The sequence below is a fragment of the Olsenella profusa DSM 13989 genome (genome assembly GCF_030811115.1).
In the GTDB taxonomy this organism is placed as follows: Bacteria; Actinomycetota; Coriobacteriia; order Coriobacteriales; family Atopobiaceae; genus Olsenella_F; species Olsenella_F profusa.
Window position 1 is genome coordinate 2,555,498 of the sequence record NZ_JAUSQK010000001.1, and the last position, 15,315, is coordinate 2,570,812.

Sequence of the window (15,315 nt, forward strand, 5' to 3'; positions counted from 1 at the left end):
CAATTTGTATGCACTTCTACTATAATTCATCAGTATGAAGTTCAAGGAGTACATAGAATCGCATCAGGTGTTCACCGCAGACGATCTGCGCACGGTCGCCACCTGGGGAACCGCGCGGACTCAGCTGCAGCGTGCCCTTAAGGCAGGCGAGGTCGAGCGCGTGCGCCGGGGCGCCTACGTGTCCAAGACCGGCAAGTTCCTCGGCGAGGCCCCCGACCCGTACCTCGTAGCCAAGACAATCGACCCAGAAGCCGTCATCTCTTACCATTCTGCACTCATCGCCCACGGCGTCGCGCACAACGTCGGCTTCGAATGCTCGTTCAGATCCGCAAAGGTGCGCTCACCGTTCGAGTACGGAGGCGTCCGCTACGTCCCCTTCAATGGTGGCGACAGCCCACAGACGCAGGCTATGCGCTCCAAATCCTATGGCACAGTAAAGGTGACCACGCGCGAGCAGACTCTCGTCGATTGCCTGACATACCCCGGGAGGGCCGGTGGCATGGAGGAGGCTGCGCGGTCCTGCTCGGCGTTTCCCTACCTCGATTTGGAAGCGCTGCTCAAGATCCTCAAGGACGCGTCTTCCTCGACGCTCGCCCGGGTGGGATGGCTCCTCGACGCAAAGCGCGAAAACTGGGGTGTCGACGAGGACGTCCTGAGCGAGCTGGAAGGTCGGCTTGGGAAAGGGCCTTACAGGCTTGATCCGAAAATAGGAGAAACAAGAGGTTGGAGCAGCCGCTGGAGGCTCTGCCTTCCCGAGACAGAAGAGGAGGTTCTCTCATGGGCATCATGAACGCGGACGAGTTCGAGCCGAGGACCGTGGACAAGGTTGAGCGCCTGCTCGACCTTCTGGATGAGATGGAGCGCCATCCCGCCCTCAAGGGCAGGCTCGCCCTCCACGGCGGCACGGCCACCAACCTCTTCATGCTCGACGTGCCGAGGCTCTCGGTCGACATCGACGTCTCCTGCATCGGGAGCGTCTCTCGTGAGGACATGCTCGCCGACAGGCCGCGCATCGAGGCGGGCATAGAGGCCGTGGCGCAGGCGCTGGGCTACGCGGTGGAGGCTCACCCCGGCGGACATGCCGGGCGAACCTTCCTGCTGCGCTATCGGGGTGACTGGGGAGTCGACCACGTGAAGGTCGACTGCATCTACATGAACCGCTCGCCCATCCTGCCGCCCATTGTGCGCGAGACGCCCGTGAGGCCGGACGCCAAGGTGCGCACGTTCGCAGACGCCGAGCTTGCCGCCGGCAAGGTGAAGGCGTTCTTCGACCGCGTGAAGGTCCGCGACCTCTACGACATCTCCAACCTGCGGGGTGTTTACAAGTCGCTCGAACCCGATGAGCAAGAGAGCGCGCACCAGCTTGCCCTCTACTATGCCTCGCTCTCCGCATGCTTCCCAAAGCCTTTCGAGGGAAGGGAGCAGCGCTTCACGGACAGACTTTCCGAGCTCGCAGACCAGCTCTACCCCATGCTCCGCTCATCTACCGAGCGCCCAACGCTCGATGCCCTCATGAAGGATGCCGAGCGCTTCATAGCGGAATGGGTCCTGCCTAGGACAGATGGAGAGCGCGAATACCTTGAGCGTCTCGCAGGAGGCGACTACCGACCGGAGCTCGTCTTCCCGGACAAGTCGATGGCCCAGGCCGCCGCCGTAAACCCCGAGGCGCTCTGGAAGGTCGAGAACCTCAGGAAGATGCACCGGTAGGACGCGCCGCCCCGAGCCCGAAGGCCAGGGCAGCCACATGGGCCAACCTCCCTGTTGAGACGATCGGTGTGGTAGCGGAGTAACCCTTTCAGCCCGCCACCAGACACAATGCCATAGCGAACGCCGAGGCCTCCACACGCCACAACGGACACGCCACGATGGCACAAAGCACCCCGGATACCCCACGAGCATGGGTATCGCGCATCACATGGCATCCGCGCGAGCGCCCCGCCTCCCAGCGAAGCCGACAGCAGTCGGCCAGCGCACCGCGCCTCCACCGCACGCCCGGCGCACAGGCACGCAACGCCTCCTCACAACCTCATCGCCGCATTCCCACGCACTGCCTCCGCGCGCGTCCCCACCCCGTCTCGCCTTGGGAGCGAAGACTCGCCCACGACCGCTCCCGCGCAAGGGCCGCGAAAACTTTTCCGATGGCCGCAAGCGCCCTTCGGAAAACTCAGGCGCATCCGCGTTTCGCTTTCCCCCTTGCGCTGCCGCTTTCCCGCAGGCGCCATCCGCCCCGCAAGGCGCGCCAAGGGAGGCGGGCCCCAACACGAGGAGGCAGACAGCCATGGGAAAGAGCATCGACGAGAGGTCGCACGAGGCAATCCGCGCGTACCTGAAGCACAGGGGCATCGAGGTCCTGGGGAGAGCTGGGCGCACGGCTCGGACGGCATCGACTTCATCGCCATGGACGACGAGGAGCTCGTCTTCGTGGACGCCGCCACCAAGTGCGGGGGCTACGACATGCCCAAGGAGGAGCCCGACCAGGAGCGCTTCGAGCGCATCGCGGCGGCATACCTCGCCGAGGCCGAGGTGGAGGGCCTCAACAGCATCCGCTACGACATCGTGAGCCTTTTGGTGACGGACTCCGAGAAGGCGCTCCTGCGCCACCACAAGAACGTCCTCAACGACGGGAGGTAGGCCCCAAAGCGACTGCCCCGGGCCTTCGAGCTCGGGGCAGGGCGGGTCATACAGATTTGCTCTGAATCTTTAGACGTAAAGCCATGAAAGTTCCAAAGCGCGCTGACTTGCTGAAGAACATCCTGGTCAAGTTCGACGTCGTGAGTATGCTCATCGTCGGTGAGAGCCAGACACTTCTCCGCCATCACCTCAACGCGCTCGGCGCGCGCTAAGCACAGGGCGCTCTCAGGAGCTCCGGCTCCGGGGCGTTGCTCATAGCGTTTTGAGCCAGTTCGTGAACGGTTTTCTTAGTCATAGTCACCCTATATGACAAGGCAGAGATCACCACGCGCTCTCGTTAGGGCAACATAGAACTTCGCTTTAGTTGTGCCCTCAAGTTTTGCAGGCTTGCCTTCAATCCACTTCTTCATTTCGCCCGTCGCGAATATGACAACATCGCCAAGCGTAAGCCCCTTCGATTCGCCCATGTTTATCCTATGACAGCCAACGGTACCTGCGACATTTTTGTTCCATGTCAATACAGTGGGCAGCTCTGCTCTTGTGGCGACCCATGCAGCGAAATCTTTCTTTTCCAGCACAGTGACTTTGCCTTGCGGCTTTGCGAGTCGCTCATCACTCGGTATAACCGGCTGATATTCGCTGTAGAGCCGGTTGGCATAGTCCATTACGTCTGCTGAGCACCTGTGTGTAACCGAGAGAGTAGTGGTATCCAAGTCGTACGATGTACGACGTTCAAAGAACTCGAAGATATGCTGCAGGTTCTTGTATTTGGCTTTCCAGCCTGTTCGGTAGGTCTGCTGCCTCGGGTCGCCTACGACCACCATGTTGTCAGCACAGTCCATCATAGCAAGGATGAAATCGTAATCATAACCAGCGAAATCCTGTGCCTCATCTACCAGGATGACATCGTAGATTGCGCATATCCGATTAATGACCTCGCCGCCCCATTGCTCATTGCAGTAGACAGCCAAATCAGCAAGAGAAGTTCTGTGTACAACGCCCGGCTTGGCGCAGAAGTATTCCTCCATACCGCGAGTAACGCCCCTGCGGCGACGTGGCTCTTGGTTATTGAAGAGCATGCGATCGACTCGATGCGTGAAATTCTGAGCGCGAAATGGCCTTACACCATGGGCGAGCAGGAAAGAGAACCAGGTCATGATGGTTATGTTTGCAGGAAGGTGCCCAAGCGCGGCAATAACTGCAGCACGAAACTCGCTAGCGTTCGCATCGGTGTAGGTCAGATATAGCACACTCTTATTGGCATAGCGTTCGACTGCAATGTTACGGAGCAGAGTCGTCTTGCCAGCGCCTGCGCCAGCAACGATTATTCTCTTGCGGTCTTCAGCATTACTCATCGAGCCAACCTATCCCGTCGCTTATATAGTCGGGAATGAGGACGTTTGCGCCAGCATCAAATAGCTCAAGAGCAGTATCGGTCTTGTTCCCTTCCATATATTTGAGAAGGCTTGCTTTGCAGTCGTCTTTTCGACCCAAGATGTTCTCAAGGTTTTCGAAGCCATTCTTTCTCAACATCTCTGCTTCAAGGGTATTCCAATTGAGCTTCTTATCCGGGTCTATGTCAGTCGGATCGTCCGGCTCAAATTCATCTCGAACGTAGCCTAAGTGCACATGGTCATCTGAGGAAAAGTCGGCATACTTCTTATCGAGGGCTGCGGTATCGCCGTCATTGTCGGTAAGAACAAGCACGCGCTTTTTAATGGAACTCGCGATCTCAAGGAATCGGAGAAAGCCGCTTCCGACAGAAATGGCGTCAATTCCATCCTCGATTGGCAGCCTGTTGTTGTGGGTTTGCCGATATGCCAACTGTACGATTAACTCGTCTGAAGAACCCTCTACCAGGATTGCCGCCCGCGAGAGCACGAGCCTTAAGGTGTCGTATCCAGGCAGTTTCTTGAAGAATCTCAGCGTTTCCGGGGAAAGGTCTACGAGCGGAGAGCAATAAGGCTGTCGTGAATCGCCGCCTACGATTTGCAAGTTCTCAAGGCCAAGCACGTTTGCCACATAGCTCGAATGGGTCGTTACGATGACCTTACGGCCATCCGCACCATCAGCAATCAACCTGATGAGTTTGCTCAGATTTGTATGGGAAAGATGGTTCTCAGGCTCCTCGAAGAGAAGCAGAGTTGTCTTTTCTGGGCGTTCCTTGCCTAGAGCGATGCCAGTCTGCATCATACTCTGCGCTCCCGCGCCGATATGCCCATAAGGTACGCTTTCAAGACGAACAACGATATTTTTCTTCCAAGAGTCCGTCGTGCCATGATCGGTGGTGATGTCAATGTCACCAATGCCTTCGATACCAATGGTTGGCAGTGAGCCATTGGCTTTCTTAAGCGCATCTTTGGCACTCCATGCATCGAAAGCAATGCGGGCTTCTTGGGCTAGCGCCATCTGGTGTTTCTCATCCAATCCATTAAGAAGGACGCGGGCTGCGCGCTCGTCCACCCTGCTGCCCCGCCAGTCTCCGGCAGGGTTGATCATCACGGACCGAACGGGAATCTTTCGAGGCGTAATCGGCCCGTCCCCGAAGGTCATCCACTTTGCCTCGTAGTATTCGATAGGCAGGCTCTTGAGGCTGCTTTCGGGCAAGCTTTCGAGCTCGTCACGATAGTCCTCATCGAAAAGGACAGAGAACGTGAATCCGCAATGCTTACTCTTCTCGGAATTGACGGCACCTGAAAGGTATTCAGCGTCATGCCCATCGCCGCCACTGAGGTACACCTCAATCTTGATTATGGGAAGCCTTGAAAAGTCGCCCGAGCACGCGGCGGCGATAAATGCAGCGACGTCATCATTGTTAAATAACGCCTGCGAAAGAACTCGTTGGATGGGCTCTCCTCGGTATAAGCCCGTAAGGGCAAGGTGTATTGCTTCGAGGATAGTGCTCTTCCCAACGCCATTATCGCCTACGAGTATGCTCAGTTGACGTATCATATCGACAGTCAACGGCTCGCGAATGCGCTTAAACCCGCTGATAATGACCTTTTCTATGTCAAATTTCGGGCTAGGTTCTCCTGTCGGCATACTCATCTATCCAATCTGAAGCAGACCCTGGTAAAACGCGCTCGGGAACATGAACTTCCTCGACGGCTTCTTTTTCTTGTCGTCGCTGTCGAACGTCACCTCAATGTACGAGTCACCAAGGTCGATGATGTGTCCGTAGCCAAATGCCTTGTGGAACACGACGTCGCCATCGGATAGCGCATTCAGCTGCTCCTGGGTCACGGCGGGCTTCGCGGGTGTCGCCTCCTCGTCAGCAGGAGTCGTGACAGGCATAGGGTTACTCTCGGACTTCGACGGTGCGGACTCGGGACTCTTTGCCATGGGAGCAGTCATGGACGGCATGGCCGCCGAAGGCTTGGTCGTGGTCTTCCCCGCAGCTCGCAATACGCCCGTTGCGTCGCTTGCGCTCACTGCACTCGCCGTCGGCCGCACCAGCCCGTTAGGAGCCACCATCGACTCCTCCTGAGCCATGGCCATGTACTCGAAGTCAGTGAGCGTCGTGTCGAACAGGCCCACACGCTCGCCCTCATGGCGGTTCACGCCGGCATAGCTCAGTGACGAGTCCTCGTAGCGACGGAACTTGTACACGGCGTCGTTCATGAGCGCGTCGTTGAACACACCCAGCGAGACCAACAGCTCGAAGTCCTTCACCGTGAGGCCGGTCACCTTCTTGAAGAGTCCCGGCTCCAGCTGCGTGATGACGTCCTTTAGGGTCTCTTCGCGGTAGTCGGTCAGGTACATGAACACCGGTATGCGTGTGGCGAACTTGATAAGCTTCTCCTGGATCTGCTTGCGCTTGCTCTTGAGCTCCTTCTCCTCGGCGGAGATCTCCTCCTTCTCCTTCGGGGTCAGCTCCTCCTTCTCGCGCTTGGCCTTCTTGATGGCCTCGGAGCGGTTGATGATCGTCTCGATGTCGGCATTCAGGGCACGGAAGCCCTCGATGCTCATGAGGGCATTGAGGGCGTCCTCGTTGTTGAGGATGCGCCGCAGCGTGTCGTTGTCCACGTTCACCAGAAGCGCAGACTCCCAGCGCCTCGCGAGCAGCGTCGCCGAGGTGCCCGCCATTGCGATGTCGAGGATGTCGGCAGCGCTCACGGGCCGCATGGCACTGCCGTCATAGGCCAGCACCGGCAGGAAGTTGATGAACTCGCCGACCTTCTGCTCGGGCCCCACGCTCTCGTCCACCTTGAGGCGGCAGCTGTAGTCCGACACCATGCGCAGCGACCGGTCCAGCGCGAAGTCGAACACGTAGCACTCCCGCTTCACGATCTCGGTCTTGTCCGCATCATCCTTCACGGTCCAGGGCGACTGCACGCGGAAGGCGGCCTGGAAGTACGTCTCGGGGCTTCGCATGTTGGTCAGCATGAAGATGCCGGTCCAGGGCTTCACGGTCACGCCGGTGGTCAGCTTGCCGCAGGTGAGCGTGATGGTCTGGGAGTGCAGCGGGTCCTCCATCGTCTCACGCACCCTGTCGAGCGCAGCCATTCCAACGCCCGCCTCCGTGCCGGCGCACACGCTGACGGTGTAGTCATGGAAGAACACGTTCTGCGGCTCACGCAAGAGGTTGCGCATCGCGTAGCAGCTGTTCACGCGCGGAAGGTACCATAGCGTGTGGTTCAGCACGCGCAGCAAGCGCGTGTCGGCATATGGTAGCGCGGGTTTCTCCGCGCCAAGCTTCAGGTCGTCAACGGCTGATGGCTTGTACGCACCACGAATCAGGTCGAGCCACTTTTGCACGGCGTCCTTGAGCACGAACTCGGCAGCATCTCCCTCTCCCCTTGCCTCGAAGAACGCGTTCAGGTCGAAGCTGTTGTACTCGCCGCCGAGCGCCACGTTGCGAATCTCGTCTGGCATCTGGTAGGTGAGCAGCACCATGCGCGGTAGCGCGGCGTAGGGGTTCGGGAGGCCGGGGTGCTCATGTGGCCACGCCTCCTTAGCCGCCTGCTCGTCGGAGTAGGTCCAGTTGTAGATCTGCTCCTCGATGAACTCCCCTGAGTTGAGCGCCCTGAAGGGCGTTCCCGAGAGGAACAGGTAGTACTTAGTCACGATAGGCAGGTCGCCCTCGTCCATCTCGTTGCCGGTGTTCGCATGGCCGAGGCTGGTGTCCATGTCCTCCTGGGTGTTCAGCTCGTCCTCGTCCTCGGGCTCGAAGAGCGTCTTTGAGTTCTCGTTCCACGCGCCGAAGTGGTACTCGTCGAAGATGACGAGGTCCCAGTCCTCCTCGCGCACCCACTCGTGCTGGGGCTTGATTCGCCCGGAGCGGTCGCGGCCCAGGAAGTCCTGGAACGACCCGAAGCACACTATCGGACGATCCTTGTCGGCAGCCTCGTACTGCTCTGCGATGTTGGGCCTGCTGGGGTCCTTCGGGCGGCTGATGAACTGCCAGCCCTCGAAGTCCACATGTGTGTTCAGGTCCTCCTCCCAGGCGGTCTGCACTGCCGGCTTGAAGGTGAGCACGAGTGCGCGCCTGAATCCCATGTCCTTGGCGAGCTCGTAGGCAGCGAAGGTCTTGCCAAAGCGCATCTTGGCGTTCCACAGGAACTTGGGCGTACGCGCGCCGCCCTCCCGCTCCAAGGAGTGGAAGTACGCCTCGGTCTTGTGGACGGCCGCCTCCTGCTCGGGGCGCATCCTGAAGTCCTGGGTGCGCCGCTCTACGTTCTCAGCGCGATCGCGGACCGCAAGGTAGGCTGCCCTCACATCTTCGATGCTACATTTGAACCATTCAGTTTTCTTGCCATCGGAATCCCGCTGCTTGTAGAACCCATTGAGGTTTAGATTTGCGTGCACCTCGTGATCCATGAAGGTGGTGCCGTCGGTGCGCATGGCTGGTGCCACGAACACGACCTCGTAGGGCTTGTCGCCTGGCTTGAGCGTCGGGTAGTGCTCGTGCATGCGCTCGTCTATGGTGCGGGCGGTGTAGCCGACCTTGAGCATGCCTTTAAGTTGATAGTTATCAGGTTCGCAGTAGGCGTAGATAATCGGCGTCGCGTCAGGACGTGGCGGGAAGAAGTCGCTACTAGTCATCTTCGCCACCCGTCATTGGCTTAATTTTTGTCTCGATTTCCCGCATACTATCCTCATCAAGACCAAAGTAGCTATAAAGCTCCTCGTCGGTGGGGGCCTTGCTTAGGTCGATGGCGGGCACAAACGCGAAGCAGCTTTTCGATATATTTTGCGTTGGCGTTGCCTGCCATATCAAATAGCGTACGAACTTTGTACGTATGTAGGCTGCCAAGTTCTCCGCCCCTGCCTGGCTGTCAAAGGCGTCAACGACAAGATATGTCTCGCTGCATACGGTCTTAGGCGGCAGGATCTCGATAACTGTCAACATTTTTCGCTGACCATTCTTGTCGGACTGCCCCGCATGCTCTGCCGCTGCTTTCGAGATAATAACCTTCCACTGGTCAATCATCTCCCGGCCAGTCGTCACACCATCTTTGTTAACTGTAGACATCCCCCCGCGATACCTGAGAGCCAGATCACCTTTCTTATAGTCAGACCCAGCCCCGATACCAAACGGCTTACGAGAGCGCACGATATCGGCATAGAACTCGCTGGCTTTGGATTGCACGCTACGTATAATTTTCACTGCCCGATCGGAAGCGATGAACACGGGGAATTCGTCGAGGGCTCTATCGGAAGAGGTGTCCTCTCCGTTCTCATGCAGCGTTGCGTGACATGGACCATCATAGTCGCGCGCCCACAAGAAGTAAGAAACGCCGCCTGCAATGTCAACGCCTTGAAAGCAGTCACGTGAATCGCTGTATGTGACCATCTCCTTGATGCGGCGATCATGGAGCATAGAATCACGGAAAGCATCGAGGCCCTTGCCTCCCGACTGCCATTTTGCCGGCACAATCATACAAAGGTAACGAGGGTTAAGCTTCTTTGCCTGCTCGATGAACCTATGGTAAATGGGCATGGCACTGCTGCCATTGCCACCTCCATCGTTCATTTGGTAGGGAGGGTTGCCTATGATGACATCGAATTTCACACTAAATACCTCTCCCGGATCGTCTAGGTGAATGAACTCGTATGCGTAAGACTCCAGATCCTGTTCGCGGTCATACACAGCCTTAGGGACGCCGCAATACTTACACCGTCCGTATTCCCATGTGTGTTTCAATTGCCTGTAATCAACGCGGCCCTGAGGCTCATTAAAATGGACTATGGAGTATTTGCTGTTTGGGTACTTAGAACAGTAGAGGCTGCGCCGCGCAAGCAGACTCGTGAGTTCGGTTATTGCCATACCAAAAATTTGATTGCGGTAGATATGATTAAGCCGCTCCTGTAGGTCTGGGAATTGTGGCTCAAGGCCATCTATGAGTCGAACTGCAACTTCCCTCAGGAAGACGCCAGACTTAGTGCCGGGGTCAAAGAACGTAGCGTTAGGGTCGCTCCAGATTTCACGAGGCAGCAGGTCGAGCATCTTGTTCGCCAAGTCCGGAGGAGTGAAGACCTCATCGTTGCTCAGGTTGGCAAGGCAGCTCAGTACGTCGGGATTGTAGGTGGTTTCAAAAAGGCTACTCATTGTTCTGCACCTCGTAGAGGCTCGTCATTGAAAACTCCCGTATGGGCTTGGGAGTCATCGCACCGGTCTCCTCGTCCAACTCCCACTCCGAGGTGGGTGTACCACTTGCGCCGAACAGCGAGAATTGTTGTTGGTCGGCGCTGCCCTCCAGCATCTCGTCCAAACGGAAGTCGCGGCGCTTCACCTTGTCGCCCATAACCAAGGACCACTCGGAGAAGACGATTGGCTCGTTGGTGTCGTCCCCATGTTCGTCCACGGCCTTGAGGCTTAGGGCGTTGCCGTTCAGGATGTTGCGCGATAGAACGTAGCGGATGGCCTCAAGGTAGCCAGGCGTCGGGCTCTTCTTGCACACGCGCAGATAGTCCGCCTCCACGATCGAGTACAGCCGCTCCCGGCATGACGCTACGTTGTCGGCAAGCAGCTCCACGCCGTAGATGCTGCCCACGGCTATGAAAGCGTAGCGCTCCCACTCGGCGAGCGAGCGCCGGTAGCGTGAGCCCACCACGGCAAGCTTGCGCCTCAGCACCTCGTCGAGAAAGTTTCCGTCGCCGCATGCGGGCTCCAGGAAGCGCGACTCGATGCGTTCGGTCTCCTGTTTCACCATATCCAGCATGGCGTTCACCTCGCGCACGTTGGTGAACACCTCGCCGTGGTCCTGTACACGCTGGCGCGATTTTACTTGTGCAGTCATTTATCACGCTCTCTCGTAAGCTCTTCAATCATGCACATGCGGATGAAGGCGCTGAAGCTGATGCCCTTGAGGACGGCTGCCTCTGCTCCCGCTTCCTTGAGGTTTCTTGGTATGCGCATGGTGATGGTGGTCATATCGCCGCCGACGAGTTGCTCCTGCAGCTCGGTCTCGGTGGCGCCGCTGTTCACAAGCTCCGAATACTTCACCTCGTGCACCTGCCTTTTGAGTAAATACAACATGAATACATTCTAGCAGTAACGAGTTTATGCGAAGTTTGGCTCCTGCCGTATAGGGAAGATTTCCAGTTCTAAGCAAGCAGCCTATCTTGTGCGCACAACGCACGAGATAGCGCTTGTCGGCACCGGGAGCCGCGCCCATCGCGCCGCCGCTTCAATGGCGTGCTTCTCCACCCGGATGCCGAGCGACGGGAGCACGCGCGCGTGCGCACGCGATACGCTCCCATGCGGGGGATGCCCCGCGCCCCTGGGAAGCCCGGACTTACCATCCGGGCAAGACGCGCCGCCTCTCGGCGCCTAGGGGGAACCATGGAAAGATTCGACAGGCGCCTGCACGTGCGCGTTAGCGAGGCAAACGTGGAGCGCGCTAGAAAGCTCGCAGGCAAGCTGGGCATCACCATGTCCGCACTCGTGAGGCTGCTCCTGCAGCTGCCGGCGGAGAACGTGTCGGCACGCCGCCACGTGGTGCTCGACCTCGCCTGCGCCAACCGGCTCTACCGCGAGCTCAACCAGTGGGGCTACCAGCAGAACCAGTCAGCCCACGCCCTGAACCGCATCGCCTACTACCTCAGGCGCGAGGCCATGGACGCATCCGACATCCTGGAGGAGCTCGCCTCGGTCAAGCGACAGCTGGAGCGACTGCGCGAGAGGACGGGCGAGCTCTCCGCTCCCGTGCGCGAGGTGGCCGAGTCGCGCCTGCTCTTCCTGTAGGTGCTTCTCATGCCGCTGCTCAAGCCCATATCCGGCCACACGTCCTGCAGGGGCGTCTATCGCTACCTCACCAGGGACGGGCGCGCGCTCGCCGCCGACTACCTGAACCTCGACGTTCCCGAGCGCGGGGACATCGCCTTCGACTGGGCCGCCGCCATGGACGCCACCCGCACCCACTGGCGAAACGACACTCCCTGGGGAGACAGGCCCTGCCGCACCTACAAGCACTACGTCCTCTCGCCGGACCCCAATGACCACGTGAGCCTGAACGCGCTCCGCGAGCTCGCGGTCGCCTGGGCGCGCGAGCACTTCGGCGACTACGAGGTGGCAATCGTCTACCACGACGACAACGCCGGGCGCATCCCGCACGCCCACGTGGTCGTGAACAACACCAACATCGTCACGGGGCACCGACTTCAGGACCCCGACCCCAAGGAGCTCAAGCACTCGCTGCAGCGCATGGCCAAGGAGCGCGGGCTCTCGGACTTCGATAGCGTTGAGGAAAGATCGTCCGCGCGTGGGCGCGTGCGGCCCCGCACGCTGCAGGCCGAGCACGTGCGCCGGGCGGAGCGCGAGATCGCCGAGAAGGGTGGCTACTCCTGGGTGGCGGACATCCGCGCCCGCGTCCGCGTGGCGCGCTCCGTCACGAGGGACGAGGACGAGTTCAGGGGACTCCTCAAGAGCCTGGGCGTGGAGGTCGAGGACAACTCCGCCAAGGCACGCCGTCGCGACTGGGTGTTCTCGCTTTCCGGGCACCCCACTTGGCGCGTCTCGGGCGAGAGCCTGGGGCTCGACTACGGGCGCGAGTCGCTCATGCGCGGCTTCTCATTAGGAATGGCGGGGCACCTCTCAGACGCAAGCGAACGCAGGGTCGCGGAGCTTGCGCGCTCCGCCGTAGAACTCGGAAATCTCTCGGAGCTGGAGAGGCTCTCCGAGGCACTCGCATGGCTCAAGGGCAACCGCATCCGCACAACGGCGGACTTCGCCGCCAAGGGCACGGGCAACCCCGAGATGGCCGCCTACGTGCAAGGCCTCGGCATCCTCAAGAACCGCAGCTCAGAGCGGCACCATGCACCGAAGCCGTCGAAGCCCTTCTCCCGCACCCAAGGCGCAAGCGCACAGCGCAGCAGCACCGCAGAGCACACGAACGAGCACCACTGCGAACATCAGCGCGACGACGGAAAGGAGAGCCGGCGATGATCGTGAAGACCTACTACCAGGACGGGCGCATGGACGCGTTCGACACCGCCAACCTCACCGACGCGAGCATGTATCGAGGCAACGTAGTCACCAACTGGTCGCTCGACATCTCAGGCGCCATGCGCGAGGGCGGCGTGCTGATCCTCTCCATGCGCTGGTACCCCGCACCGGGGCAGGACGCGCCCGCCGGGCCGGAGGGCCTCCCCATAGCCCACAGGCGCGACGGGCTCTGCGTCGTCGTTGCGGACGGCGTAGACGTGCCGCAGCTCTCCATGGTGATGGTGGACGGCGAGCTCGCACTCCTGCGCGTGGGCGACGGCCTCGTGGACTGCAACCGACTCGCCTGGGCCTCGCGTATCGCAGACGGGCTGCCCGCCCAGGCGGTCTCGGCGCATCGTACGCTCAGCATGCTTGTGAGCGACGGTGCAGACGGAATCGATATAGAGGCCGAGGTCTGCCGCCTGATGGGCTTCGACCCTGCAACGTATGAGCTTGTGGAAGAGCTTGCAGAGGATTCAGCGGCGGATAACTCCCAAGAATGCCGGCTCTAAGCGTCATCCCAACACTTCTGCCATAATGAGGAGTGGTGCTGCTTCCTACGAGCGGGGCCCGCAAAGATAGAAACGCAATGCGTACCAAACAAGGTACGTTAGAGCCGGTAGGTAGCCCGATCGTCTCGCTGACGCGAGGTAAGTAACCCTCCCTCCCTGGGTTGTCCTTTCTTTGCGCAACCACACACAAGGAGGAAATCCATGGAGCGATCCAGCATCACGCTGACCGTCCTGTTTGATGCACCCTTTTGGGTTGGTGTCTTTGAGCGCGTTGAGAACAGTCAGCTTACCGTGGCTAAAGTCACTTTTGGCGCAGAACCAAAGGACTATGAGGTACACGACTTCGTGCTCAGGCGCTTCTACGACCTCAAGTTCAGTCCCGCAGTAGCCGCTGAAGAGCAGCACACAAGTGAGAACCCTAAGCGGCGCCAACGTGCCGCTCGCAAGCAGATGCAGGAAACAGGCATAGGGACTAAGTCTCAGCAAGCGCTACAGCTACAGCTCGAAGCAAATAAAACCGAGCGCAAACAAGCCAGTAGAGAACAACGCGAAGCAGAGAAACAGCGCCAGTTCGACCTCAAGCGGCAGAAGCGCAAAGCGAAGCGCCGAGGGCATTAGACAAGAACAGGGCTCGCGCGTGCGAGCCCTTGCTTATCGTTCCCTCTCCCCCGCCCATGACGCTGCACCAGATGCCCTGCAACAGGCGTAGGCAGCAAGCGTCATGAAGCCGGAGAGGAAGCCGGCTATGTAGGCGACGATGCTAGTCCTCCCCCACCTCGTCCTCCTCGCGGCGGCTCGTGCCGATGCTGCGCGCGATGCCGATGACGGAGGCGGCACAACCCGCCGCAGCCAGGGCACAGATGCCCGCTATCGGCACCTCGTCTCCCGTCTGCGGAAGCTTGCCTCCGGGCGTCGGTGCCTCAGGTGCCTCAGGAGTCTCGGGCGGCGCGAGCTTCACAGTCTGCCCCTCGTCGTTCACGTCGGCATGCGACGCGACCTCCTGGCCTTCCAGGGTGAGCGACTCGAAGGCCACGGCCGCGTGGCCTGACAACTCCACGCCGTCGAAGGTGAAGGTGACCTCCTGTGTGCCGTCCGCCGCATCGGGCACGAAGGCAACGGTTGAGGCGACGGCCTTGCCGTCCGCGCGCACGGGCTCGCCGGTCTCCTTGTTCACGAGAGTTCCGGTGAGCGTGTACTCCTTGCCGGGCGTGAACCCCGTGTAGGAGACGGTGTCCACGATGGTCGCCGAGTCATCTGCCACTGCCTCGTGGTCGCCGTCATCCGCGTCGGTCACCTCGGTTTGCACGCCAGGTGCGGGAGACGTCTTGCTGGGCGGCGCGTCGTCGGTGAGCGTGCCCAAATCCACGGCTACGGCATCGCGGTAGACCGACACGTCGAAGGCCGGGATGAGCGTGCGGTCGGCGTTGGCCTCGCAGGGAAGCTCCTCCACCGTGTAGGTGTCAAAGGGCAGCGCACCCTTGGCGTCGTCGGGCTCGGAGCCTCCAAACCACACGCCGGAGCCCGCCGTGCCGCCGTTGGTGTCCTTGGTGTGGGCGTTCCAGCTCGTCGCCGTCGATGCCTGGCCGTTGCCGTCTGTCACGATGACATGGGACTCGCCCGTGGTCTTGCTGGTGATCTTGAAGGGCACGCCCGCGAGTCGCTGCTGGGCACCGTCCGCCACCTTCACGAGTGCGAGGTCGCCCTGCGGCACTGCTATATTCGCTAACGTAGGAGTCGACGGAA

The 15,315-nt window shown here is 59.9% G+C and carries 14 protein-coding genes; 7 read left to right on the forward strand and 7 right to left on the reverse strand.

All coding sequences use genetic code 11. From position 1 onward, the window contains the following. The first annotated feature begins 34 nt into the window (after positions 1-34). The 3 genes from J2S71_RS11890 (at position 35) to J2S71_RS11900 (ending at position 2,631) form a co-directional block, all read left to right on the forward strand. Positions 35-790 carry a type IV toxin-antitoxin system AbiEi family antitoxin domain-containing protein gene (locus J2S71_RS11890; RefSeq protein ID WP_307392210.1) on the forward strand — a complete coding sequence of 252 codons (756 nt, stop codon included), beginning with the start codon at positions 35-37 and terminating at the stop codon, positions 788-790. Next, on the forward strand, positions 778-1,707 hold the full coding sequence (locus tag J2S71_RS11895) for a nucleotidyl transferase AbiEii/AbiGii toxin family protein (protein WP_307392211.1): 930 nt from the start codon (positions 778-780) through the stop codon (positions 1,705-1,707). Before J2S71_RS11890 ends, J2S71_RS11895 begins: the two co-directional genes overlap by 13 nt. A gap of 690 nt (positions 1,708-2,397) precedes the next feature. After that, positions 2,398-2,631, forward strand: a complete 234-nt coding sequence (locus J2S71_RS11900; protein ID WP_307392214.1) for a PDDEXK family nuclease — start codon at positions 2,398-2,400, stop codon at positions 2,629-2,631. Positions 2,632-2,933: 302 nt separating this feature from the next. On the opposite strand, the gene J2S71_RS11905 is transcribed toward J2S71_RS11900, so the two are convergent. The 6 genes from J2S71_RS11905 to J2S71_RS11930 are packed head-to-tail and all read right to left on the reverse strand — an operon-like array spanning position 2,934 to position 11,113. Further along, the gene (locus J2S71_RS11905; protein WP_307392217.1) at positions 2,934-3,986 is read right to left on the reverse strand and encodes a UvrD-helicase domain-containing protein; all 1,053 of its coding nucleotides are present in this window, start codon (positions 3,984-3,986) and stop codon (positions 2,934-2,936) included. Continuing rightward, positions 3,979-5,679, reverse strand: a complete 1,701-nt coding sequence (locus J2S71_RS11910) for an ATP-dependent nuclease (RefSeq protein WP_307392220.1) — start codon at positions 5,677-5,679, stop codon at positions 3,979-3,981. Before J2S71_RS11910 ends, J2S71_RS11905 begins: the two co-directional genes overlap by 8 nt. Next, the gene (locus J2S71_RS11915; protein WP_307392222.1) at positions 5,680-8,676 is read right to left on the reverse strand and encodes a GIY-YIG nuclease family protein; all 2,997 of its coding nucleotides are present in this window, start codon (positions 8,674-8,676) and stop codon (positions 5,680-5,682) included. It abuts the gene before it with no gap. Beyond that, the gene (locus J2S71_RS11920) at positions 8,669-10,183 is read right to left on the reverse strand and encodes an Eco57I restriction-modification methylase domain-containing protein (protein WP_307392225.1); all 1,515 of its coding nucleotides are present in this window, start codon (positions 10,181-10,183) and stop codon (positions 8,669-8,671) included. Before J2S71_RS11920 ends, J2S71_RS11915 begins: the two co-directional genes overlap by 8 nt. Further along, entirely contained in the window at positions 10,176-10,874 is a 699-nt protein-coding gene (locus J2S71_RS11925; protein WP_307392228.1) for an SAM-dependent DNA methyltransferase, read from the reverse strand. The genes J2S71_RS11920 and J2S71_RS11925 overlap by 8 nt, the downstream gene beginning before the upstream one ends. Then, on the reverse strand, positions 10,871-11,113 hold the full coding sequence (locus J2S71_RS11930) for a YlcI/YnfO family protein (protein ID WP_307392232.1): 243 nt from the start codon (positions 11,111-11,113) through the stop codon (positions 10,871-10,873). The genes J2S71_RS11925 and J2S71_RS11930 overlap by 4 nt, the downstream gene beginning before the upstream one ends. A 306-nt stretch (positions 11,114-11,419) precedes the next feature. Between J2S71_RS11930 and J2S71_RS11935 the strand changes: the two genes are divergently transcribed. The 4 genes from J2S71_RS11935 (at position 11,420) to J2S71_RS11950 (ending at position 14,190) form a co-directional block, all read left to right on the forward strand. Then, positions 11,420-11,821, forward strand: a complete 402-nt coding sequence (locus J2S71_RS11935; RefSeq protein WP_307392235.1) for a hypothetical protein — start codon at positions 11,420-11,422, stop codon at positions 11,819-11,821. A gap of 9 nt (positions 11,822-11,830) precedes the next feature. Continuing rightward, complete coding sequence (locus tag J2S71_RS11940) at positions 11,831-13,021, forward strand: relaxase/mobilization nuclease domain-containing protein (protein ID WP_307392238.1); 1,191 nt, start codon at positions 11,831-11,833, stop codon at positions 13,019-13,021. Then, positions 13,018-13,572, forward strand: coding sequence for a hypothetical protein (locus J2S71_RS11945; protein ID WP_307392240.1), 555 nt, complete (start codon positions 13,018-13,020; stop codon positions 13,570-13,572). The genes J2S71_RS11940 and J2S71_RS11945 overlap by 4 nt, the downstream gene beginning before the upstream one ends. A 201-nt stretch (positions 13,573-13,773) precedes the next feature. Beyond that, a complete protein-coding gene (locus tag J2S71_RS11950) occupies positions 13,774-14,190 on the forward strand; it encodes a YjdF family protein (RefSeq protein ID WP_307392243.1) in 417 nt (138 codons plus the stop codon). Positions 14,191-14,332: 142 nt separating this feature from the next. On the opposite strand, the gene J2S71_RS11955 is transcribed toward J2S71_RS11950, so the two are convergent. Beyond that, a complete protein-coding gene (locus J2S71_RS11955; RefSeq protein WP_307392248.1) occupies positions 14,333-15,283 on the reverse strand; it encodes a VaFE repeat-containing surface-anchored protein in 951 nt (316 codons plus the stop codon). Positions 15,284-15,315: the final 32 nt, after the last annotated feature.

Coding starts and splice junctions, on each gene's coding strand:
- J2S71_RS11890 (WP_307392210.1), top strand. CDS start 35: ATGAAGTTCAAGGAGTACATAGAATCGCATCAGGTGTTCACCGCAGAC.
- J2S71_RS11895 (WP_307392211.1), top strand. CDS start 778: ATGGGCATCATGAACGCGGACGAGTTCGAGCCGAGGACCGTGGACAAG.
- J2S71_RS11900 (WP_307392214.1), top strand. CDS start 2,398: ATGGACGACGAGGAGCTCGTCTTCGTGGACGCCGCCACCAAGTGCGGG.
- J2S71_RS11905 (WP_307392217.1), bottom strand. CDS start 3,986: ATGAGTAATGCTGAAGACCGCAAGAGAATAATCGTTGCTGGCGCAGGC.
- J2S71_RS11910 (WP_307392220.1), bottom strand. CDS start 5,679: ATGAGTATGCCGACAGGAGAACCTAGCCCGAAATTTGACATAGAAAAG.
- J2S71_RS11915 (WP_307392222.1), bottom strand. CDS start 8,676: ATGACTAGTAGCGACTTCTTCCCGCCACGTCCTGACGCGACGCCGATT.
- J2S71_RS11920 (WP_307392225.1), bottom strand. CDS start 10,183: ATGAGTAGCCTTTTTGAAACCACCTACAATCCCGACGTACTGAGCTGC.
- J2S71_RS11925 (WP_307392228.1), bottom strand. CDS start 10,874: ATGACTGCACAAGTAAAATCGCGCCAGCGTGTACAGGACCACGGCGAG.
- J2S71_RS11930 (WP_307392232.1), bottom strand. CDS start 11,113: ATGTTGTATTTACTCAAAAGGCAGGTGCACGAGGTGAAGTATTCGGAG.
- J2S71_RS11935 (WP_307392235.1), top strand. CDS start 11,420: ATGGAAAGATTCGACAGGCGCCTGCACGTGCGCGTTAGCGAGGCAAAC.
- J2S71_RS11940 (WP_307392238.1), top strand. CDS start 11,831: ATGCCGCTGCTCAAGCCCATATCCGGCCACACGTCCTGCAGGGGCGTC.
- J2S71_RS11945 (WP_307392240.1), top strand. CDS start 13,018: ATGATCGTGAAGACCTACTACCAGGACGGGCGCATGGACGCGTTCGAC.
- J2S71_RS11950 (WP_307392243.1), top strand. CDS start 13,774: ATGGAGCGATCCAGCATCACGCTGACCGTCCTGTTTGATGCACCCTTT.